At 70.6% G+C, this 20,931-nt stretch carries 19 protein-coding genes; 14 read left to right on the forward strand and 5 right to left on the reverse strand.

Annotated features, from left to right (window positions below; translation table 11 throughout):
* Nucleotides 1-31: 31 nt before the first annotated feature.
* Entirely contained in the window at nt 32-1,531 is a 1,500-nt protein-coding gene (gene guaB / locus ACFQUZ_RS00820; protein WP_377437468.1) for an IMP dehydrogenase, read from the reverse strand.
* 260 nt (nt 1,532-1,791) lie between these two features.
* Between guaB and ACFQUZ_RS00825 the strand changes: the two genes are divergently transcribed.
* Nucleotides 1,792-2,193 carry a DUF5319 domain-containing protein gene (locus tag ACFQUZ_RS00825; RefSeq protein WP_377436756.1) on the forward strand — a complete coding sequence of 134 codons (402 nt, stop codon included), beginning with the start codon at nt 1,792-1,794 and terminating at the stop codon, nt 2,191-2,193.
* Nucleotides 2,194-2,279: 86 nt separating this feature from the next.
* Here ACFQUZ_RS00825 and ACFQUZ_RS00830 read toward each other — a convergent pair whose 3' ends face one another.
* Entirely contained in the window at nt 2,280-3,242 is a 963-nt protein-coding gene (locus ACFQUZ_RS00830) for a LuxR C-terminal-related transcriptional regulator (RefSeq protein ID WP_377436758.1), read from the reverse strand.
* Nucleotides 3,243-3,574: 332 nt separating this feature from the next.
* On the opposite strand from ACFQUZ_RS00830, the gene ACFQUZ_RS00835 reads away from it, so the two are divergent.
* The gene (locus ACFQUZ_RS00835) at nt 3,575-3,964 is read left to right on the forward strand and encodes a WhiB family transcriptional regulator (protein WP_377436760.1); all 390 of its coding nucleotides are present in this window, start codon (nt 3,575-3,577) and stop codon (nt 3,962-3,964) included.
* Between the two features lie 380 nt (nt 3,965-4,344).
* Entirely contained in the window at nt 4,345-4,965 is a 621-nt protein-coding gene (locus ACFQUZ_RS00840; protein ID WP_377436762.1) for a TetR family transcriptional regulator, read from the forward strand.
* Nucleotides 4,966-5,007: 42 nt separating this feature from the next.
* On the opposite strand, the gene ACFQUZ_RS00845 is transcribed toward ACFQUZ_RS00840, so the two are convergent.
* The 3 genes from ACFQUZ_RS00845 to groES all read right to left on the reverse strand — a co-directional run bounded on the left by ACFQUZ_RS00845 (nt 5,008) and on the right by groES (nt 8,991).
* Entirely contained in the window at nt 5,008-6,666 is a 1,659-nt protein-coding gene (locus tag ACFQUZ_RS00845) for a sulfite oxidase (RefSeq protein WP_377436763.1), read from the reverse strand.
* A gap of 289 nt (nt 6,667-6,955) precedes the next feature.
* Nucleotides 6,956-8,602, reverse strand: a complete 1,647-nt coding sequence (gene groL, locus ACFQUZ_RS00850; protein WP_377436764.1) for a chaperonin GroEL — start codon at nt 8,600-8,602, stop codon at nt 6,956-6,958.
* A 74-nt stretch (nt 8,603-8,676) separates the two neighbouring features.
* Complete coding sequence (gene groES, locus ACFQUZ_RS00855) at nt 8,677-8,991, reverse strand: co-chaperone GroES (RefSeq protein WP_377437469.1); 315 nt, start codon at nt 8,989-8,991, stop codon at nt 8,677-8,679.
* A gap of 223 nt (nt 8,992-9,214) precedes the next feature.
* Here groES and ACFQUZ_RS00860 point away from each other — a divergent pair, with 223 nt between their 5' ends.
* The 11 genes from ACFQUZ_RS00860 to ACFQUZ_RS00910 all read left to right on the forward strand — a co-directional run bounded on the left by ACFQUZ_RS00860 (nt 9,215) and on the right by ACFQUZ_RS00910 (nt 20,892).
* Entirely contained in the window at nt 9,215-10,459 is a 1,245-nt protein-coding gene (locus ACFQUZ_RS00860; protein WP_377436765.1) for a methyltransferase domain-containing protein, read from the forward strand.
* On the forward strand, nt 10,456-11,082 hold the full coding sequence (locus ACFQUZ_RS00865) for a TetR/AcrR family transcriptional regulator (RefSeq protein WP_377436767.1): 627 nt from the start codon (nt 10,456-10,458) through the stop codon (nt 11,080-11,082). The genes ACFQUZ_RS00860 and ACFQUZ_RS00865 overlap by 4 nt, the downstream gene beginning before the upstream one ends.
* Nucleotides 11,083-11,204: 122 nt before the next feature.
* Complete coding sequence (locus ACFQUZ_RS00870; protein WP_377436768.1) at nt 11,205-12,203, forward strand: ATP-binding cassette domain-containing protein; 999 nt, start codon at nt 11,205-11,207, stop codon at nt 12,201-12,203.
* A gap of 31 nt (nt 12,204-12,234) precedes the next feature.
* Nucleotides 12,235-13,383, forward strand: a complete 1,149-nt coding sequence (locus ACFQUZ_RS00875; RefSeq protein WP_377436770.1) for an ABC transporter permease — start codon at nt 12,235-12,237, stop codon at nt 13,381-13,383.
* Between the two features lie 10 nt (nt 13,384-13,393).
* On the forward strand, nt 13,394-14,503 hold the full coding sequence (locus ACFQUZ_RS00880; RefSeq protein ID WP_377436771.1) for an ABC transporter permease: 1,110 nt from the start codon (nt 13,394-13,396) through the stop codon (nt 14,501-14,503).
* A gap of 36 nt (nt 14,504-14,539) precedes the next feature.
* Nucleotides 14,540-15,028 carry a Cys-tRNA(Pro) deacylase gene (ybaK, locus tag ACFQUZ_RS00885; RefSeq protein WP_377436773.1) on the forward strand — a complete coding sequence of 163 codons (489 nt, stop codon included), beginning with the start codon at nt 14,540-14,542 and terminating at the stop codon, nt 15,026-15,028.
* 282 nt (nt 15,029-15,310) lie between these two features.
* On the forward strand, nt 15,311-16,402 hold the full coding sequence (locus ACFQUZ_RS00890) for a sugar ABC transporter substrate-binding protein (RefSeq protein WP_377436774.1): 1,092 nt from the start codon (nt 15,311-15,313) through the stop codon (nt 16,400-16,402).
* A 139-nt stretch (nt 16,403-16,541) separates the two neighbouring features.
* Nucleotides 16,542-17,354: an ATP-binding cassette domain-containing protein gene (locus ACFQUZ_RS00895; RefSeq protein WP_377436776.1), complete on the forward strand. Its 813-nt coding sequence runs from the start codon at nt 16,542-16,544 to the stop codon at nt 17,352-17,354.
* Entirely contained in the window at nt 17,351-18,613 is a 1,263-nt protein-coding gene (locus ACFQUZ_RS00900; RefSeq protein ID WP_377436777.1) for a sugar ABC transporter permease, read from the forward strand. The genes ACFQUZ_RS00895 and ACFQUZ_RS00900 overlap by 4 nt, the downstream gene beginning before the upstream one ends.
* 25 nt (nt 18,614-18,638) lie before the next feature.
* Complete coding sequence (locus tag ACFQUZ_RS00905) at nt 18,639-19,814, forward strand: ROK family protein (RefSeq protein WP_377436778.1); 1,176 nt, start codon at nt 18,639-18,641, stop codon at nt 19,812-19,814.
* A gap of 358 nt (nt 19,815-20,172) precedes the next feature.
* On the forward strand, nt 20,173-20,892 hold the full coding sequence (locus ACFQUZ_RS00910; protein WP_377436780.1) for a DUF4142 domain-containing protein: 720 nt from the start codon (nt 20,173-20,175) through the stop codon (nt 20,890-20,892).
* Nucleotides 20,893-20,931 lie beyond the last annotated feature (39 nt).

Consider the following 20,931-nt stretch of genomic DNA (forward strand, 5'->3'; position numbering starts at 1 on the left):
GAACTCCGAAGGTAGCAGGGGCGATGGTGGGTCAGCGGGTGTGGTAGTTGGGAGCCTCGACGGTCATCTGGATGTCGTGCGGGTGGCTCTCCTTCAGCCCGGCCGCGGTGATCCGGATGAGCTGCCCACGCTCGTGCAGCTCGGTCACCGTCTCCGCGCCCGAATACCCCATGGCCAGGCGCAACCCGCCGACCAGCTGGTGGGCGACCCGGGCCAGCGGCCCCCGGTACGGCACCTGTCCCTCGACGCCCTCCGGGACCAGCTTCTCCTCGTTGAGCACGTCCTGCTGGAAATACCGGTCCTTGGAGTACGACTTGACCTGCCCCCGGGACTGCATGGCGCCGAGCGAGCCCATCCCCCGGTACGACTTGAACTGCTTGCCGTTGATGAACAGCAGCTCGCCGGGGCTCTCCTCGCAGCCGGCGAAGAGGCTGCCGAGCATCACCGTGTCGGCCCCGGCGACAAGTGCCTTGGCGATGTCACCCGAATACTGGATGCCGCCGTCGCCGATGACCGGCACGCCCGCCGGTCGGCAGGCGCGGGCCGCCTCCATGATGGCGGTGATCTGCGGTACGCCGACCCCGGCGACGACCCGGGTGGTGCAGATGGCGCCCGGCCCGACGCCGACCTTCACGCCGTCGGCACCGGCGTCGACAAGCGCCTTCGCGCCCGCGTGTGTGGCCACGTTGCCGCCCACGATGTCGATCGTGGTGTCCTTCTTGAGTTGGCGCACCATGTCGAGCACGGCTCGCTGGTGACCGTGCGCGGTATCCACGATCAGCACGTCGACGCCCGCGTCGACAAGGGCGCGGGCCCGCTTGTACGACTCGTCCCCGACCCCGACCGCGGCGGCCACCCGCAACCGCCCGGCGTCGTCCTTGGTGGCGAGCGGGTACTGCTCGCTCTTCGTGAAGTCCTTTACCGTGATCAACCCACGCAACCGGCCCGAGTCGTCGACGATCGGCAGCTTCTCCACCTTGTGCTGGCGCAGCAGGGCCAGCGCCTCGTCCTTGCTGACCCCCACCGAGGCGGTGACCAGCGGCATCCGGCTCATGATCTCGCGTACCGGGGTATTGCCGTCGGAGACGAACCGCATGTCGCGATTGGTCACGATGCCGACGAGCTGGCCGGCGCCGTCGACCACCGGCACGCCGGAGATGCGGTACTTCCCGCACAGCTCGTCCACCTGGCGCAACGTGTCGTCGGGGCTCGCGGTGACCGGGTTGGTGATCATGCCCGACTCGGAACGCTTCACCAGGTCCACCTGGAGCGCCTGGTCCTCCACCGACAGGTTGCGGTGCAGCACGCCGATGCCACCCTGGCGGGCCATGGCGATGGCCATCCGGGCCTCCGTCACGGTGTCCATCGGGCTGGAGACGAGCGGAATGGTGAGTTCGACGTTGCGGCTGACCCGGGTGACCGTGTTGACCCGGCTGGGCACCACGTCCGATTCACCGGGCTGCAGCAGCACATCATCGAAGGTCAGGCCCAGCGGGACCACCCGGGCGGAGCCGGCGGGTAGCTCCGGCAGATGCCCGCCGAGCTGGTCGAAGTCGTCGCCCTTCGGTGCGTTGTCCACGAGTTGTCCCCTGAGTGGTCGACAGCCGGCTGCCAGCACACCAGGGGCGTGGCGACGATGCTGTTGCGCCCGGGGCGCGGCATCGGCCCACCGGCGCGGCGGCACACGATGGTTCATCGTACCCACGCCCCCCAGTCGACCTCGTCAGGCCCGGCGCTGACCTCGCCGAGCGGGGTGAGCGCGGTGCCCGCCGATGCGACTACGGTGGAGGGGTGCACGACGAGCCCATCGACCCGTTCAACGGCGACCCGGCCGACCCCAGCGCGGGCCTGGACGACCCGGTCGAGGACGACGCGCTCGATCCGCTGACCGAGGTCGAGCGGCAGGACGTGCTGGAGGATCTCGCCGACCTTGAGGTTTACCAGGCATTACTTGCCCCGACCGGGGTACGTGGACTGGTCATCGAGTGCGAGGACTGCCGGGAGCCGCACTACTTCGACTGGGACCTGCTCCGGGGCAACCTGCGACACCTGCTCAACTCGGGCCGGCCGAGGGTGCACGAGCCGGCCTATGATCCCGACCCGGACCACTACGTGACCTGGGAGTACGCCCGCGGCTACGCGGACGGCGTGCACGACACGCTCAGCGACGCCGACGACGGCAAGGACGACTGACCGGGACGGTCGCGGCGCTCGGGGTGACGCCCGGCTCGCGGTGACGCGGGATGCCGGGCTCAACGGCCGGGCGAGACGGGCTGGGGTCAGGCCACCAGACCAGCGCGGAAGCCGGCGGCGACGGCGTGTGCCCGGTCGCGGGCGCCGAGCTTGCGGAACAGCCGCCGGGCGTGTGTCTTGACGGTGTCCTCGGAGACAAACAGCTCCCGCCCGATCTCGGCGTTGCTCTTGCCGTCCGCCATCCCGATCAGCACCTGCATCTCGCGCTCGGTGAGCGCCACCCGCCGGCCACCGGATCCCCGGCTGGCGTTGGTTGCGCTCCGCCGGTCGCCGGCGTACCGGGCATCCGGCGTGGAGTTGGTCCGCACCCCCGGCCCGTCCGGCTCCGTCCCTCGGCCGGATGCCAGGTCCTCGGCCCGCTGCGCCGGAAGCCGGGCCGCGGCAGCCGGATCGACCGGACCCGCCACACCGTCGCGGGGCGCCGTGCCACCGTTCGCCTGCGCCGCGGTCCCCGGCACCGCCCCGGCGTTCGCCCGGGGCGCGGCTCCCGGCGTCGCCCCGGGGTTCGCGGACGTGCCCGGTCCCGCGGCATCCGGCCCGGCCGGTCGAGCGACCGACCGGCTCAGACCCGCCATGGTGCCGTTGCCACCGCGGCCCGGCCCAGGCGCCCGGGCAGCCCGGCCGGGCGCGCTCAGCAACAGCATCGCCCGGGCAACCGCACCGACCAGGTCGTGATCGACGGATGAGATCAGGCCCCGGGCACCGGCTGCCACGGCAGCGGCCGCCACGCCGGGTTCTTCCGCGCCGAACAGCACCACCGCCGCCCCGGGCGAGCGGGTGAGCACCCGGCGGATGAAGCCCACACTGTCCGGCCGGGTCAGCGCTGTGTCGGCGAGGACGACGTCGGCGGGACGTTCGGCGAGCCGGAGCATCACCTCCGGATCCGACACGGCGGTGCGCACCGCCGCGGCCAGTCCCAGCCGGGCCGCGGCGGACGCGACGTGCTGCGCCGCAAGCGGGGTCCGGACACATACGAGCACGGTACGCACGGCGGCCTCCTTCCTCTGGAAGGAGAACACGACAGGCAGTGATCATGACGAGTTTCCGGCTGAACTCCAGCGAACTTTCCGCCCGGATCTACCCGTTCAGCCGATCCGGATCGCCGGTCCTGTCCGATTATCGGTGATTCTTCCGGGCGCCCCTATCACTGTCGACAGCGTGTCGCACCTTGATCTCACCACTTTTCGATCAGGTACGTGTGAGGCCAACACGCGGGGGGTAACGCCCTAGACAGGTCGGAAACGGAGCGCCTGCGCGGCCCGCCGCCCGGATCCGAACCGTCACGGTTGACCACGCGGTGCCGCGCGGGAGGAGGGTGCTGATGTCGAACGTACGCAGACTGCCCGGACCCATCGTCGACCTCTGGGAGTGGCAGCGGCTCGGTGCCTGCCGCGGCCGGGACAGCGCCCAGTTCTTCCATCCCGACGGGGAACGCGGATCCTCCCGCAACCGCCGGGAACTCGGTGCCAAGGCGGTCTGCGGGGCATGCCCGGTGCGCGCGGAGTGCGCCGCGCACGCGCTCGCGGTCCGTGAGCCGTACGGCGTCTGGGGCGGTTTCAGCGAGTCCGAGCGGCTCCGGCTGCTCGCGGTGGGCTGGGAGGACCTGGCCGATCGCCGGCGCAGCCGGGTCGACATCGCCCGACTGGAGGCACGCCTGGGCCGGCCGCACAAGTCCACGATGCCCGCGCAGCGCCAGGCGCCCGCCGCCTGAGCCGCGCAGCACCCCTCTCTCAGACCGCAGCGGGTCGTGACATCGCCGTCACGACCCGCTGTGCGTGTCCGGCCGTGTCGGAGGTCCGGCCGGTCTCAATCGCTTCCCCCTCGGGAATCGTTACCGACACGGCGCTTCCGTACGGCGAGGGTTGTGACGAGCGCGCCGGTCAGCGCCGAGACGGCCCCGGCTATCTGCCACGCCGGCTGGTGTCCCACGATTGGTTCGCAGTTGCCCGTGCACGCGATCGGATCGATGTGCAGCAGGTCCGAGCCTTGGAGGAACCACAGGGCCCCCAGGGCGACCAAAGCCAGCCCCACCACCGATGTCAACATCCAGACCCAACGCAACTCTCGGCCCCCTGATAGTAAGATTCAAACATGACAGACACTATCAGAGAGGCGAACCCGAGTCCGCTTGCAGCCGCCCGGGAACGGGAGCGGATTCGCGTCAAGCGGGACGTATCCACGATCGCGGTCCGACTGTTCGAAGAGCGGGGCTACGACGCCGTCACGATGGAAGATGTCGCGGCGGCGACCGCCGTGTCAGTCGCCACTCTGTACCGCCGGTTCACCACCAAGGAAAACCTGGTCTGCTGGCAGCCCGACGAGCAACGAGCGATGGCCGCACTCCTCACGGCCGTCCAATCCGGCAAGACCCTCAGTGCGGCGGCGACGAGCCTCGCGCGGGAGCTGCCCGACGATGCGATCGACGCCATCGAGGAGACAGCGCGCGTCCGGCTACGGCTGATCGCCGGCCATCCGTCCCTTCAGGCCGCCGTCCAGGAGAAGGCACGGTCTTTCATCGACGAGATCCTCCGGGCGACGGACGCCCACGACGACCGCCCACGACTCGAACGGGAGATCGAGACCCGCTGTGTCGCGGCGGCGCTGGAGGCCGCCAACAACGCGTGGCTCCGTGGAGAGGGATCCCTACGTGCCTGCACGCTTCGGGCCCTTGAGATCCTGACCAAATCCCTTCCCTCGGTGACTGCTGGATGAAGCAGGCGGGCAATAATCAGGATCCAGGTCGCCGAGGACGGCCTAACGCACCGTCACGGTGACGGTGTGCCAGCCGGTCGCACCGTCCGGGGCGACCGGGGACTCCCGCTCCGTCTGCGTCTCCCCCGTCGCGTCGGTGGCCCGGACCTGGAGCACGTGTTCCCCCGGGCTCGCCGGCCACTGCCAGGACCACTGCACCCAGGTGTCGGTGGAGACCGTCGGCGCGAGCGTCGCCTGTTGCCACTCGCCGCCGTCGACGCGTACCTCAACCCGCTCGATGCCCCGGTGCTGCGCCCAGGCCACCCCGGCCACCGGCACCCTCCCGGCGGTCAGCCGGTTGCGCGGCCGCGGCGTGTCGATCCGCGACTGGGTCTTGATCGGGCCGCGCGCCGACCAGCCCCGCGGGACCCAGTACGCATCGAAGTCCGCGAAGCTGGTCAGTTCCAGCTCGGTGATCCACTTGCAGGCGGACACGTAGCCGTAGAGTCCCGGCACCACCATGCGGGCCGGGAAGCCGTGCTCGATCGGCAGCGGCTCGCCGTTCATCCCCACCGCCAGCAGGGCGTCCCGCCCGTCGCGCAGCTCAGCGGTGGGCGTACCGCAGGTCCAGCCGTCCACCGACCTGCCGACCACCTGGTCGGCTCCGACAAGCGGGCCGGCCTCGTCGAGCAGGTCGGCCAGGCGCACCCCGAGCCACCGGGCATTGCCGATAAGTTCGCCACCCACCTCGTTGGAGACGCAGGCGAGGGTGATGTCCCGCTCGATCATCGGTCGGGCAAGCAGGTCGGCGTAGCTCAGGGTAATCGGCGTGCGTACCCGGCCATGGATCCGCAACCGCCAGTCGGCCGGGTCGACCTGGGGGACGGTCAGCGCCGTGTCGATCCGGTAGAAGGCGAAGTTCGGCGTGGTGAACGGCGCGAGCTGGGCCAGCCGCAGGTCAGCCCCCGGGGGCACCGGCGGCGCCGGGCTCACCGGCGCGGGCAGCGTCACCGCCGCCCGCGCCGCGGTGACGCTGCGCCGGGCGGCCAGCCACCGGCCGCCGAGACCTACCACCACCGCGCCGCCGAGGGCGGCCGTCGTCCCGGCGAGAAACCGGCGCCGCTCCGAACGCCATTCCGCCATCTCGTGCTCTCCCGGAGCCTCTGGCCCAGGTCCGCCCCGCGCCGCCGCGAATCCGCCGGGGGTCACGGAAGCGCCCGGCGCCACCGAACCACCCGGCGCCACCGAACCAGCCGGCGCCACCGAACCAGCCGGCATCGGCCCCGGCGCCTCCAGCGGACCGGCCACGAGCAGCCACAGCGTCCCCGCCCCGAGGACTCCGCCGACCAGCGACGGCAACACGGCGGCGGGGCCGGCACCGGGCCGGGTGACCGCCGCGGCGGCGCCGAGCAGGGTGAGCAGCCCGATCCCGGCGTACCCAACGGGTAGGGTCCGCACCGCGCGCATTCCGATCAGCGCGGCGAGGCCGCCGAGCAGGATCGCGGTACCGATCAGCAGGGCCGTCTTGTCGTGTACGCCGAACACGTCGATGCCGAACTGCTTGACCGGCTCGGGAACGGTGTCCACCACCACGGCGCCGACGGCGACCAGGGGCGCCGACCGGGCCCCGGTGAGGACCGCGACCAGTTCCGCCGTGGCCATCGCGACCGCCGCGGCGGCCACCCCGGCCAGCGCCCCGGAGGCGCGCCGTCCCATCGTCATCCGCCCAGTGTTCCGCGCGCCGAGCCGATCGGACAGCCACGTCACCAATCGGTAACCCCCGCCCCGCCCTCGCCGACCCCCACCCGGTCGAACATGAGGTTGCCGGCGCGACACGCCGACGCGGGCACGCCAACCTCATGATCGACGCGAAGGGGACCGGGGCGAGCGCAACGGGACCGGAGCAAGCGCCACGGGACCGGGCGAGGAGGAGCGGAAACGCGTCCGGGGCGTACCGCGTCGCCGAGCGGAAGCTCGACGGGCGGTACGCCCCGGACGGCGTTCTACCGGGTCAGAAGCCCGGGCCGTGCTGGTGGCTGTGACCGTGGCCGTGACCGTGACCACCCGCGGCTGCCGGCTCCGGCTCCGCGGGCTTCTCGACGACCAGGCTCTCGGTGGTGAGCAGCAGCCCGGCGATGGAGGCGGCGTTGAGGACCGCGTTCCGGGTCACCTTCACCGGGTCCAGGATGCCGGCGCCGGCCAGGTCCACGTACTCGCCCTTCGCGGCGTCGAGTCCGTGGCCCCACTTGCTGGCGGCAACCTTCTGCACCACGACGTAGCCGTCCTGCCCGGCGTTCTGGGCGATCCAGCGCAGCGGCTCGACAAGCGCCTTGCGGACGATCGAGACACCCACCTTCTCGTCACCGGTGAGCCCCAGGTCGTCGTCGAGCGCCGAAGCGACCTGCACGAGCGCGGCGCCACCGCCGGGCACCGTGCCCTCCTCGACCGCGGCCTTGGTCGCCGAGATGGCGTCCTCGATGCGGTGCTTGCGCTCCTTCATCTCGACCTCGGTGGCGGCGCCAGCCTTGATGACCGCGATGCCACCGGAGAGCTTCGCCAGTCGCTCGCTCAGCTTCTCCCGGTCCCACTCGGAGTCCGAGGCCTCGATCTCCTTGCGGATCTGGGAGATCCGGTCGGTCACCTCGGTGTCCCGGCCCTTACCGTCGATGATCGTGGTGTTCTCCTTGTCCACCACCACCCGCCGGGCGCTGCCGAGCACCTCCAGGCCGACCTGGTCGAGCTTGTATCCAAGCTCGGGAGCGACCAGCTCCGCGCCGGTGAGGACCGCCATGTCCTGCAGCATCGCCTTGCGGCGGTCGCCGAAGCCCGGCGCCTTCACCGCGCACACCTTGATGGTCTTGCGCAGCGCGTTCACCACGAGGGTGGCCAGCGCCTGGCCCTCCACGTCCTCCGCGACGATCAGCAGCGGCTTGCTGTCGGAGAGAACCTTCTCCAGCAGCGGCAGCAGCTCCTCGATCGCCGAGATCTTCTGCGTGGTGATCAGGATGTACGGGTCGTCGAGCACTGCCTCCTGACGCTCGGCGTCAGTGACGAAGTTCGGCGAGACGAACCCCTTGTCGAACTGGAGACCCTCGGTGACCTCCAGCTCGGTGGCCAGCGTGGAGCCCTCCTCGACGGTGATGACACCGTCCCGTCCGACCTTCTCCATCGCCTCGGCGATCATGCTGCCGATGGTGACGTCCTGCGCCGAGATCGTGGCCACGTGCGCCACCGACTCCTTGCCGCCCACCTCGACGGCCTTTTCCAGCAGCGCCTCGGAGATCTTGGCGGCCGCCGCGTCGATGCCCCGCTTGAGGCCGATCGGGCTGGCCCCGGCCGCCACGTTGCGCAGGCCCTCCTTGACCAACGCCTGGGCCAGCACGGTGGCGGTGGTGGTCCCGTCGCCGGCGATGTCGTTGGTCTTCGTCGCCACCTCCTTGACCAACTGCGCGCCAAGGTTCTCGTACGGGTTGGTGAGCTCGATCTCCTTCGCGATGGTCACGCCATCGTTGGTGATCGTCGGCGCACCGAATTTTTTGTCCAGGACGACGTTGCGTCCGCGCGGGCCGAGGGTGACCTTGACCGTGTCCGCGAGGGCGTTGACACCGTGCTCCAGCAGGTGCCGGGCGTCGTCCGAGAAGCTCAGGATCTTCGCCATGAATGTCCCTTCAAGGTGTCGTAGCCCCGGCCCGGCGAGCCGGTCCGGGGCTACGACACGAGAAACTAGGTCGGTTACTTCTCGATGACCGCGAGGACGTCGCGGGCGGAGAGCACCAGGTACTCCTCGCCGGCGTACTTGACCTCGGTGCCGCCGTACTTCGAGTAGATGACCGTGTCGCCGACCTTTACGTCAACCGGGATCCGGTTGCCGGAGTCGTCGACGCGGCCGGGGCCGACAGCGAGGACGGTGCCCTCCTGCGGCTTCTCCTTGGCGGTGTCGGGGATCACGATGCCCGACGCCGTGGTGGTCTCAGCCTCATTCGCCTGGACCAGGATCCGGTCCTCGAGCGGCTTGATCGCAACCTTGGTCGCGGTAGTCACGGGCATACCCTCCTGGGGTACTTGGTTTCCGAGCCGGCCGGCAAGCCGGACGGCGTCAATCTCTGCCACATGTCCACCGGGCGGGGCCGTCGTCGCGGGTGCCGGTCCGCCTGGCGTTGTCGCCCACGGAACCCCGCGGGCTGGCACCCTCGATGGGAGAGTGCTAATCGCAGGTTATTCCGCGACTAGCACTCCGTCAAGGAGAGTGCCAATCCGACACAATGGTTCGGTGCATCTCGACCAGCTCGCCGCCCTGCGTACCCCCGATGGAGAGCGGGCCCTGGCCGCGGCGGTCGACCTGGCCGGCGGTGACCCGCTCAGCGCGGCGACCGCGCTGCGGACCCGAGGCGTCCCGGCCGGGCTGGCCGCCGCCGCGCTGACCCAGGCCGAACTGCGCCGGCGGGCGGTGGCCAAGTTCGGGCTGGCCGCCGCCACCATGTTCTTCACCCGGGCCGGGCTGGAGCAGGCCACCCGGGCCCCCGTCGCGGACCGGCGGGCCCGCCGACTGCGGGACGCGGGCGTACGGACCCTGGTCGACCTCGGCTGCGGGCTCGGGGCCGACGCGCTCGCCGCGGCCCGCGCCGGGATCCGGGTGTACGGGGTTGAGGCCGACCCGCTCACCGCGGCGCTGGCGGCGGCGAACGCCGAAGCCACCGGGCTGGCCGACCGGTTCACCGTCGAGTGTGCCGACGCCACAAACTTCGACCTGACCGGATTCGACGCCGCGTTCTGCGACCCGGCCCGACGGCGCGGCGGCACCGGACGTCGCGTCTTCGACCCGGCCGCGTACACGCCGTCCTGGGACTTCGTGGTCGGGCTGACCGAGCGGGTCCCGCGCACCGTGGTGAAGGTGGCGCCCGGCCTCGACCACGCGCTGATCCCGGCCGGGGCTGAGGCCGAGTGGGTAAGTGTGGCCGGCGACCTGGTGGAGGCGACACTGTGGTGCGGCCCGCTCGCCGAGGTTCCCCGGCGCGCCACCCTGCTGACGGATCGGCCCCCGGTCACCTCCGGCGTGGAGAGAGCCCGCTCCTGTCGCCTCACCGGCGACGGCACCGCCGAGGCACCCGTCGGGCCGTTGCGGCGCTACCTGTATGACCCTGACCCGGCGGTGGTCCGCGCCCACCTGGTCGCCAGACTCGCCGAGCGGCTGCCCGGCAACCTGGCCGACCCCACGATCGCCTACGTGTACGCCGACGCCCCGGTCAGCACCCCGTTCGCCCGGTGTCTGGAGATCACGGATGTGCTGCCGTTCTCGCTCAAGCGACTCCGGGCGCTGCTCCGGGACCGGCGCGTCGGCCGAGTGGAGATCCTCAAGCGCGGCTCGGCCCTGGATCCGGAGCGGCTGCGGCGCGACCTGCGGCTGTCCGGGGACGAGTCGGCCAGCGTGGTGCTCACCAGGGTGGCCGGCGCACCCACCGTCCTGATCGGCCACCCGGTCGCACCGATGTCCAACGCACGGCCGGAGGGATCATGACGACGCGAAGTGAGCGGTCCAACCAGAAGCGGAGGCAGATCCGGGCCGCCGCTCAGCGGCTCTTCCTGGCCAGTGGCGTGGCGGCGACCAGCATGGACGCGATCACCCTGGAAGCCGGCGTGTCCAAGCAGACCGTGTACGCCTACTACCCGAGTAAGGACGCGTTACTGGCGGACGTGCTGGAGACGCTGATGGCGCAACGGACGGCCGCCTGGGACGCCGAACACCAACCTGCTCACCCACTGCGGACCCGGGCCGAGGTGGCAACCGAACTGACCGGGTACGCGGAGTCGGTCGTCGACACCCTGCTCCAGCCGGAGTACCTGGGCCTGGCCCGGGTGATCGTGGCCGAGTCGGGCCGCAATCCGAAGCTGGGCGCCCTGTTCCGAGAGGCGGTATCCGGTCCCATCATCGCCGGGACGGCCCGCCTGGTGGCCCGCGGCATCGCCGGTGGCGCGCTGCGCCCCGTACCGGTGGAGGACGCCGGTCGCCTGCTGGTCGGCTCGCTGCTCACCTACACGCTGTTGGACGGCCTGCTCCGGCCGGACGGGCCACGGCAGCCACCGGCCGGTGCCGTGGCCCGGCTGGTGGCGCTGCTGTGCGACGGGTTGGCGGCACGCTGATCGACTGAACCCCGGAGGAGCTGGGCATGTCACCCACCCTTGCAATCAAACTGAACGGTTTGGTTTGATTAGCTGAGCCGGCGTGGTCGTCCCCCGGGGCCGCCAGCGAAAGGAGAGGGCACATGAGCACCAGAACGCTGTCAGCACCAGCGGCGGACCTCACGGCCGACGCGGAAGCGGTGCGGCTGACCGCGGTGGATGTCGTGTTCCGCCGGCGCGGCGCCGAACCGGTACGCGCGCTGACCGGGCTCGACCTCACCATCGCCAGGGGCAGCGTCTGCTGCCTGCTCGGACCCAACGGCTCTGGGAAGACCACCACCGTCAACGTGCTCACCGGCCTGCTCGAACCATCCGCCGGCTCGGTCCGGGTCACCGGGCTCGACCCCGGCCGGCAACGCCGTGACGTGCTCCGCCGGATCGCCCTCGTTCCGCAGGAAACCGCGCTGTACGCGGAGTTGACCGGCCGCGAGAATCTTGAGTTCCACGCCCGCTACTACGGCGTTCCCCGGGCCGTGATGACGACCCGCATTGACGAGGCGTTGACCCTCGTCGGCCTGACCGACCGCGCCACGGACCGGACCAGCACCTACTCGGGTGGCATGCAACGCCGGTTGGCGCTGGCCCGGGCCCTGCTCACCGAGCCGGAGGTGCTCATCCTCGATGAGCCCACCCTCGGCGTCGACGTGCAGTCCCGGCAGGCGATCTGGGAACGGATCGAGCAACTCGCCGCCGACGGTCGGACCGTCCTGCTGACCACCAACTACATGGAGGAAGCAGACAAGCTCGGCCGCCAGGTGCTCATCCTCGACCATGGTCGGACGGTGGCACAGGGCAGCCCGGCCCAGCTCAAGGCCGCGGTGACGCGCCAGCGGCTGCGCGTCGCGTTCGCCTCCGCCGGGCAGGCGGAACGGGCCCGGACCGACCTCGCCGACCTGTCCCCCGAACTCGGCTCAGACCAGGACCTCAGCGTGGATCTGCCCGCCGACACCGAGCGCCTGGACTTTCTCCGGCAGGTGCTCGACCGGCTCGCGACGGTTGGCGGTGTCACCGGGTTCCGGTTCGACGAGCCGAGTCTGCAGGACGTCTTCCTGCACGTCACCGGCCGCGCGCTGCGCAACTGACCAGGACCATCCAGGCAGAAGGGACCGAGACGTGCGACCCGTATGGGCCATGGTCCGCAAGGACCTGTCGATCAGCCGGCGGAGCCCCACCTTCCTCGCGATCACCGTGCTGGTGCCGCTCATCTTCGTCGGGCTCTACGTGCTCCTCGTGCGGGTCTCCGCCACCAGTCCGGTCGCGGTGGCACAGGAGGGCTCCGGCCCGCACAGTGCCCGAATGGTCTCGGTGCTGACCGGGATGTCGAGCGTTGACGGCCGGTTCTTCGAAATCCGGACCACCAACCCGGTCGAGGCGCGCCGGATGTTCGACGATGGTGAGGTGGGAGCGGTGCTGACCGTGCCCGCCGACTTCGACGCGCGAGTCGAGGCCGGCCAGCCGGTCTCGCTGCCGTTGACGGTCTTCAACATCAACTCAGATGGCACCAAGAACTTCCAGCTTCGCGCGGAACACGCCGTCCGGCAGTTTGCGGCCGGAGCGCCGAGTCCCGCGTCGGATGCGGGCGGTGGGCGACTGGTCGCGGTGGACGAAACGAGCGCCTTCCAGCGGGACATGCGGATCACCACGTACCTCGGCACCGGCCTGTTGATGTTCGCCGTGCTGTACGCCGCGATGGTGAACACCGGCACCCTGGTGGCCCGGGAGTGGGAGGACCGGACGGCCAAGCCACTGGTGCTCTCCCCTTCGGGTAACGCGCCCTTCATCGGGGGCAAGTGGCTGGCCGCTCTGGCACAGACCGCCCTCAGCCTGGTGCTCGTCCTTGCCGGGCTCGCCTGGCTCCTGGACTATCCGGTGACCGGGCTCGGCTGGCAGAGCGTACTGGCTGTGGCTGCGATCTTCTGTTACGGCGCCGGCTTCGGCGCGCTGATCGGCGTGGCGCTACGCCGGTCGCTGCCCATGATCCCGATCTGCGTCGTCCTCGCGGTGACCCACTTCTTCGCCAGCGGATACGAGTCCTACCTTCGTGGCTTCGCCCATGACGGGGCCGTGGGCTGGCTGTGGCGGCTGACCTCGTGGATGCCGCTCGCGCCGCTCACCGACCAGATCCGCTTCGAGGTGTCCGGCCTGGGCGACGGCGCCTTCGACTGGCCGGCCTTCGGTTGGACGCTGATGGGCGCGGTGGCGCTCAGCACGCTCGCCGTGGCGCGGATGCGTCGTGCCCTGAAGTTCACCCAGGGTCAGTGAGGAGACGACGGTGGAGACAACCCGAGCCGTGGTGGCGGTGACCGCCCGTAACCTGCGCCTGCTGCGTCGCCGGCCCGATCTGCTGGCCCAGGCGGTGCTCGTACCGATCGTGTTACTCATCCTGAACGCGCTGATCTTCGGCGCTGGCGGCGACGACTGGCCGGTAGCCGTCGTGGACAAGGCGAAGTCCGAACGGTCCGCCGCGCTGACGGGCGCGATCAACGAGAGCAGCTCGCGGATCACCCCGTACTTCCGGGTGGTGGAGACCGACCCGGTACCGGCCACCCAGATGATCGAGAATGGCCGCCTCCAGTTGATGATCGAGATCCCGGAGGACTTCGACGCCAGCGGACGGGTCCGGATCAGCACCTACAACATCAACAGCGACGCGACCAAAAATCTTCGACTGCGGGTCGAGGACGCCCTGAACGCTTACGACGCCGACGCGGGCCGTCTCGACCTCGCCGTCGACCTGCGTACGGTCCGGCCGGACGACATACCGCGGACCGGCTTCATCGCCGGTGGCGTGCTGCTGCTCGCGCTCTTCTTCGGCGCCACGTTGTTGGCCGCCAATCTGTTCGCCATCGAGCAGGAAGGACGGACCGCCAAGGAGATCCTGCTGAGTCCGGCGGGTCCGGCGACAGCGGCGCTGGGCGCGCTGATCAGTGGCACTGCGGCCGCCTTCCTCACCGCACTGCCCACCTATCTCACCGCCCGGTTCGCCTTCGGCCTCAACCCGGATCCCGGCGCGCTCCTGCTGGTGGTGTTGTTCATGGTGCCGGTGATGGTGGCCGGCGCGGGGCTGGGCACCCTGCTCGCCCACCTGCTCCGCGTGCACCGCAGCATCCAACCGTTGGTGATCCTCACCGGCATCGCCACCTTCTTCGTGGCGGGTGGTTTCGTCAGCGTGCCCGGCCTGCCTTCGACCGCCCGGAACTTCGCCGCCTGGTGGCCGCCGTCCCGCGTCTTCGAGTGGTCCAACCCGGTACTGCACGGATTCGCCGGCTCGTTCTCCCCCACGCAGTGGGGCTGGGTCATCGGGGTGGCGGTGCTGGGTATGGCCGCCGCGGCGTACGCCGGACACCGGGAACTGGGCACACCGCAGCGCGGCGGCCAGTGACCCCCGGTTCCCGGCACGGGGAGTAGCCTCGATGCCGTGGCGGGCCACCAGACTCCGGCGACGGTGCTGTTGACGAGGCGCGGCATCGCGCACAGCGTCCACCCGTACGAGGTCTCGCCGGACGCCCCCAACTACGGCGCCCTGGTGGCCGCGGCCCTCGGCGTGCCACCGGAGCAGGTCTTCAAGTCGTTGGTGGCCGATGTCGACGTTGGCCTGGCGGTGGCGGTGGTGCCGGTAACCGGGGATCTCGACCTGAAGGCGCTTGCCGCCGCGGTCGGCGGCAAGCGCGCGATGCTCGCGGACCGGACGGTGGCCGAGCGGACGACCGGATACGTACGCGGGGGGATCAGCCCGCTCGGACAGCGCCGGCGCCTGCCCACGGTTGTCGACTCGTCGGCCGTCGCCCTGTCGACCGTTTACGTGAGTGCGGGTCGGCGCGGCTTGCAGGTGCGGCTGTCCCCGGGCGATCTGGTCACCCTCACCGGAGCGGTCACCGCCCGCATCGCCGCCCCCCACTCCCGTTGACACCCGCCGCCCCACTCCCGTTGATATCGCCGCCCCACTCCCGTTGACCAAGAGGTTCGCGTCAGGAGTTCCCGGATATCTGACGCCAACCTCTTGATCAACGTGCCACGGCGGAACCGCGGCCTGACAGCCGGCGGGTTCCGGATCGATGGCGTGCACGTTGCTGAATTGTTATCGCCGCCAACAAACCCATGACCTCGGCCACCTTGTGCGGTACGCCACATCCCTAATACGTTGCCGGACACAACAAACGTTGCCCTCACCCCCGAAAGGACCCGGCACATGCGCAGAGGGATCCTGACCATCGCCGCGGCGGGCCTGCTCGTCACCGGCGGCCTGAGCGCCTGCGGCAGCGACGAACCCGGCGGCGCGGCCGGCGACAAGACCCCCAAGATCGGCGTCATCCTTCCGGACAGCAAGTCGTCGGCCCGCTGGGAGACCGCGGACCGCAAGTTTCTGGAGGAGGCGTTCAAGGCGGCGGGCGTCGAGTACGACATCCAGAACGCGCAGAACGACAAGACCCAGTTCCAGAACATCGCGGAACAGATGATCACCAACAACGCCACCGTCCTCATGATCGTCAACCTGGACTCGGGCACCGGGAAGTCCGTCCTCGACAAGGCCAAGTCGCAGGGCGTGGCCACAATCGACTACGACCGCCTGACACTGGGCGGGTCCGCCGAGTACTACGTGAGCTTCGACAACGAGGCGGTCGGCAAGTTGCAGGGCGAGGGGCTGGTCAAGTGCCTCGCGGAGAAGGGCGTCAAGAACCCGGTGATCGCCGAGCTGAACGGCGCCCAGACCGACAACAACGCCACCCTGTTCAAGGCCGGTTACGACTCGGTCCTGCAGCCCAAGTACGACTCCAAGGAGTTCACCAAGGGCCCGGACCAGTGGGTGCCGGACTGGGACGGCGCGCAGGCCACCACAATCTTCGAGCAGATGCTGACCCAGACCGGCGGCAAGATCGACGGCGTGCTGGCCGCCAACGACACGCTCGGGAACTCCGCCATATCCGTGTTGAAGAAGAACAAGCTCAACGGTCGGGTACCGGTCACCGGCCAGGACGCCGACCTGCAGGGTCTGCAGAACATTCTCGCCGGCGACCAGTGCATGACCGTGTACAAGGCGATCAAGAAGGAGGCGGACGCCGCCGCCGAGCTGGCGATCGGGCTGGCCAAGGGCGAACGCAAGAACACCGGCCAGACCGTGCGGGACCCGGAGGGCAACCGGGACGTGCCAGCCGTGCTCCTCGAGCCGAAGGCGATCACCAAGGAGAACGTCAACGACGTGGTCGCGGACGGCTTCGTCGACAAGGCCAAGCTGTGCGCGGACGCTTTCGCGGCGCTGTGCACCCAGGCCGGCGTGAGCTGACACCGTCCGTCGCACCCGCCCGGTCCGGCCACGACGCCGGATCGGGCGGTCGGCCGGCCACCGCGCCGGGTCGGTTCGCCGGCCCGCCGCACGCCGGCCGGGTGTGCCCGGAGACACCCGCTCGGAAAAGGAGACGCCCGTGTCCGCGACCCCCCTGCTGGAGCTACGCGGGATCGACAAGAGTTTCGGTCCCGTCCAGGTCCTGCGCGACGTCGCCTTCGCCGCCTATCCCGGTGAGGTGACAGCGCTCGTCGGCGACAACGGCGCCGGCAAGTCCACGCTGGTGAAATGCATCAGCGGCATCTATCCCACGGACGCCGGTGAGTTTCTCTTCGACGGCCGTCCGGTGACCATCAACAGTCCCCGGGACGCCGCCGCGCTCGGCATCGAGGTCGTTTACCAGGACCTCGCGCTCTGCGACAACCTCGACATCGTGCAGAACATGTTCCTCGGCCGGGAGAAACGCACCGGCATCGTGCTCGACGAGCCGACCATGGAACAGTTGGCCGCGGAGACCCTCGCCGGCCTCAGCGTGCGGACGGTGACGTCGCTGCGTCAGCACGTGTCGAGCCTCTCCGGCGGACAGCGCCAGACGGTGGCGATCGCCAAGGCCGTGCTGTGGAACAGCAAGCTGGTCATCCTGGACGAGCCGACCGCCGCGCTGGGCGTCGCCCAGACCGCACAGGTGCTCGAACTGGTCCGCCGGCTGGCGGACAACGGCCTCGCGGTCGTCCTCATCTCGCACAACATGAACGACGTCTTCGCGGTGTCCGACCGGATCGCCGCCCTCTACCTTGGCCAGATGGTCGCCCAGGTGCGCAGCACCGACATCACCCACGCCCAGGTGGTCGAGCTGATCACCGCGGGTCGCTCCGGCCACCTCGGCCTGCCCACCGAGACCACCCCAGCCGCCGCGAACGGCGCCGACAACACCCCGGGAGCCGTCCGATGAGCACCACCGTGACCGTACGTGAGGAGGGTCCGCCCGCAGTGGCCCCGACACCGACCGTCGCCAGCCACGCACGCGACTACTGGCGCCGGGTCCGCGGCGGCGACATCGGCGCGCTGCCCGCCATCTTCGGCCTGCTGGTGCTCTGCACGGTGTTCGCGGTGCTCCGCCCGTCGTTCTTCACCGCCGGCAACTTCGCGAACCTGTTCGCCCAGGGGGCCGCGGTCACGTTGATCGCCATGGGCCTCGTCTTCGTCCTGTTGCTCGGCGAGATCGACCTGTCGGCCGGCTTCGCCAGCGGGGTGTGCGCCGCGATCCTGGCCAACTTCGTCACCGTGCTGGGATATCCCTGGTATGTCGCGGTCCTCGCCGCCATCGCCACCGGTGTGCTGATCGGCCTGGTGCTCGGCTCCCTGGTGGCCAAGGTCGGCATCCCGTCCTTCGTCGTCACGCTGGCCGCCTTCCTCGCGTTCCAGGGCATCGTGCTGGTGTTGATCAGCGGCGGCAGCAACATCGCGATCCGCGATCCGGTGTTGGTCGCCATCGCCAACCGGAACCTGCCGCCGCTGCTCGGCTGGCTGCTGGCCGCCCTCGCCGTCGGCGGGTACGCGGCGGTCCAGGTGCTGCGGTACCGCAACCGGATGGCGCGGGGTCTGGTCACCGACCCATTGACGGTGGTGGTCGGCCGGATCGGCCTGCTGGCCCTGATCCTCGGCACGGCCGTGTTCATCCTCAACCTGGAACGCAGCCGCAACGTGTTGATCGTCTCGCTGAAGGGGGTCCCGATCGTCGTCCCGATCGTCGCGGCCCTGCTGGTGCTGTGGACCTTCGTGCTGCGGCGGACGGCCTACGGTCGGCACATCTACGCGGTCGGCGGCAACCGTGAGGCGGCCCGCCGGGCCGGCATCAACGTGGACCGGATCCGGATCTCGGTCTTCGTGATCTGCTCCGGGATGGCGGCCATCGGTGGCATCGTGGCGGCCAGCAGGGCCAACTCCGTCGACCCCAACACCGGCGGCAGTAAGGTGCTGCTCTACGCGGTCGGTGCGGCGGTGATCGGTGGCACCAGCCTGTTCGGCGGCAAAGGCCGGGTGCTCGACGCCGTGCTCGGCGGCGCGGTGGTCGCGGTGATCGACAACGGGATGGGACTGATGGGCTACAGCAGCGGAATCACGTACATGGTGACCGGCCTGGTGCTGCTGCTGGCGGCCAGCGTCGACGCACTGTCCCGGCGCCGAGCCGCCGCCACCGGTAACCGTTGACCACTCTCCGACGCTTGTGACATCGATGCGCGCCGGACCGAGCCAGGACGAGATCCGTCGGCAGAACCTCGGTGCCCTGCTCCGGTACGTCCACATCCACGGACCGACCTCCCGGGCCGAACTCACCACGGCACTCGGCCTGAACCGGAGCACCATCGGCGCCCTCACCAGCGACCTGGCCGCGGCTGGGTTGGTCACCGAGGGCCCCCCGCGGGAAACCGGGCGGGCGGGACGGCCGTCGCTTGTCGTCCGGCCCGATCCCCGGGTGTACGCGTTCGCGCTCAGCGTCGAGGTGGACCGGCTGCGGGCGGCCCGGATCGGGCTGGGTGGAGAGGTGTTCGCCCGGCGGGAGGCGCCCCGGCCGGCCGGGTTGTCCACCGACGCGACCGTGCCGCTGCTCGCCGCCATGGTCAAGGAGATGCGGCAGGTGGTCCCGGACTCGGCGGTCCATGTGGGCGACGGGGTCGCCGTCTGCGCGATGATCCGGCGCGAGGACGGCACGGTCTCGCTCAACTCGGACCCCGACTGGATGACGGCGCTCGGCGAGCGGCTCAGTACCGAGTTGGGGCACGAGCGGCCCGCCGCCGTGGGGAACGTGTCGGACCTGTCCGCGCTGGCCGAGCACACCCGCGGCGTCGCGATCGGTTGCGACAACGTCATCTACCTGTACGGCGATGTCGGGGTGGGGGCCGGAATCATCGCTGGCGGCCGGCGGATCACCGGACACGGCGGCTACGGCGGCGAGGTGGGTCACATGGTGGTCCGCCCGAACGGGCACCCGTGCGGTTGCGGTTCACGCGGCTGCTGGGAGACCGAGATCGGCGAGCACGCGCTGCTGCGGGCCGCGGGTCGGGAGGGCGGCGGCGGGGACCCGGCCGTGTTCTCCGTGGTCGATCCGGCGGCCCGTGGCGACGCGAGCGCCCAGGCGGCGGTACGCCAGGTCGGTGACTGGCTGGGGTTCGGCGTCGCCAACCTGGTGAACATCTTCAACCCCGAGATGGTCATCTTCGGAGGCACCCTCCGCGACGTCTATCTCGCCTCGGCAGCCCAGGTGCGCAGCCGGCTCAACGCGATGGCGCTGGCCGCCTGCCGCGAACACGTCCGGCTCCGCACTCCGGTGCTGGCCGACGACGCCCCGCTGGTCGGCGCCGCCGAGTTGGCCTACGAACGGCTGCTCGCCGATCCGCTCGACGCCGGCTGACCGACGCCGGCCGGGCTGCCGTCGGCGCCGGGACCACCGTCCGCGGCCGGGCCGCCGTCGGCGGTCGGCTGATGGTCGAGCCGCCGCCAGGTACGGCTCGGACGGTGACGACCCGACCGAACATCGCCTGCTTCGCGGTGTCGCCGAACCCGAGCAGCAGGCCGACGACGGTCACCGCGGTAGAAGCCTTTGCAGGGCGACGTCGCGAAGTCACTCCACATGCGAGTGGGAACGGATGAACGATTTCCCGCCCGGCTACGTACCAGTGGACGGCAACGGGACCGAGCGGTTCTCAAGGAAGGTGAGGCGGTATGGCGGGCAACGGATCGGGGCACGGACCGGGGACGGTGAAGCAGTGGTGAACCGCCTGGTCAGCCGCTCTTACCGGGGATTCGCCGCGGCGATGGCCGGGTTCGTCGCCGCGCTCGTCCTGCTGCCCTCCGCCGCGCAGGCCGCGCCGGCCGGCCCGACCCAGCTCACCGCCGCGGACCAGGCCCTGCTGGACGGGGTCCGGATGGCCGGGCTGTGGGAGATCCCCGCGGGGCAGATGGCCGCGGAGAAGGGCAAGCGGCAGCGGGTCCGCGACATCGGTGCCGAGATCGCCAAGCAGCACGTCGAACTCGACCAGCTGGCGGTGGAGGCGGCCAACAAGCTGGGCGCACAGATGCCGAACGAGCCGAACGCCGATCAGAAGCAGTGGCTCAAGGAGATGCAGACCTCCAGTGGTGACCGGTTCGACCAGACCTTCGTCACCCGGTTGCGCGCCGCGCACGGCGCCATCTTCCCGGTGATCGGTGCGGTGCGGGCCAGCACCCGGGATCCGGTCGTGCGGAAGCTTGCCGACGAGGCCAACAAGTTCGTGGGGGACCACATGACGATGCTGGAAAGCACCGGCCTGGTCCGGTACAACGAGCTGCCGCCGCCCGCGCTTCCGGTGACCCAGGACGACAGTGTGCTGGCCCGGGCCCGGGCGAACGCCGGACCAGTGGCCCCGGTCAACTCGACGATCATCTGGGTGGTGCTGCTCGCGGCCCTGGCCACCGGGGCGATAGCCACCATCCGGGTGTTCCGCCGCTGACGAGTTTTGCCGGGCTCCTTCTGACGCGCTGCGTCAGGA

Origin of the sequence: Plantactinospora sp. GCM10030261 (assembly GCF_042666615.1) — a bacterium.
Taxonomy (GTDB): domain Bacteria; phylum Actinomycetota; class Actinomycetes; order Mycobacteriales; family Micromonosporaceae; genus KBS50.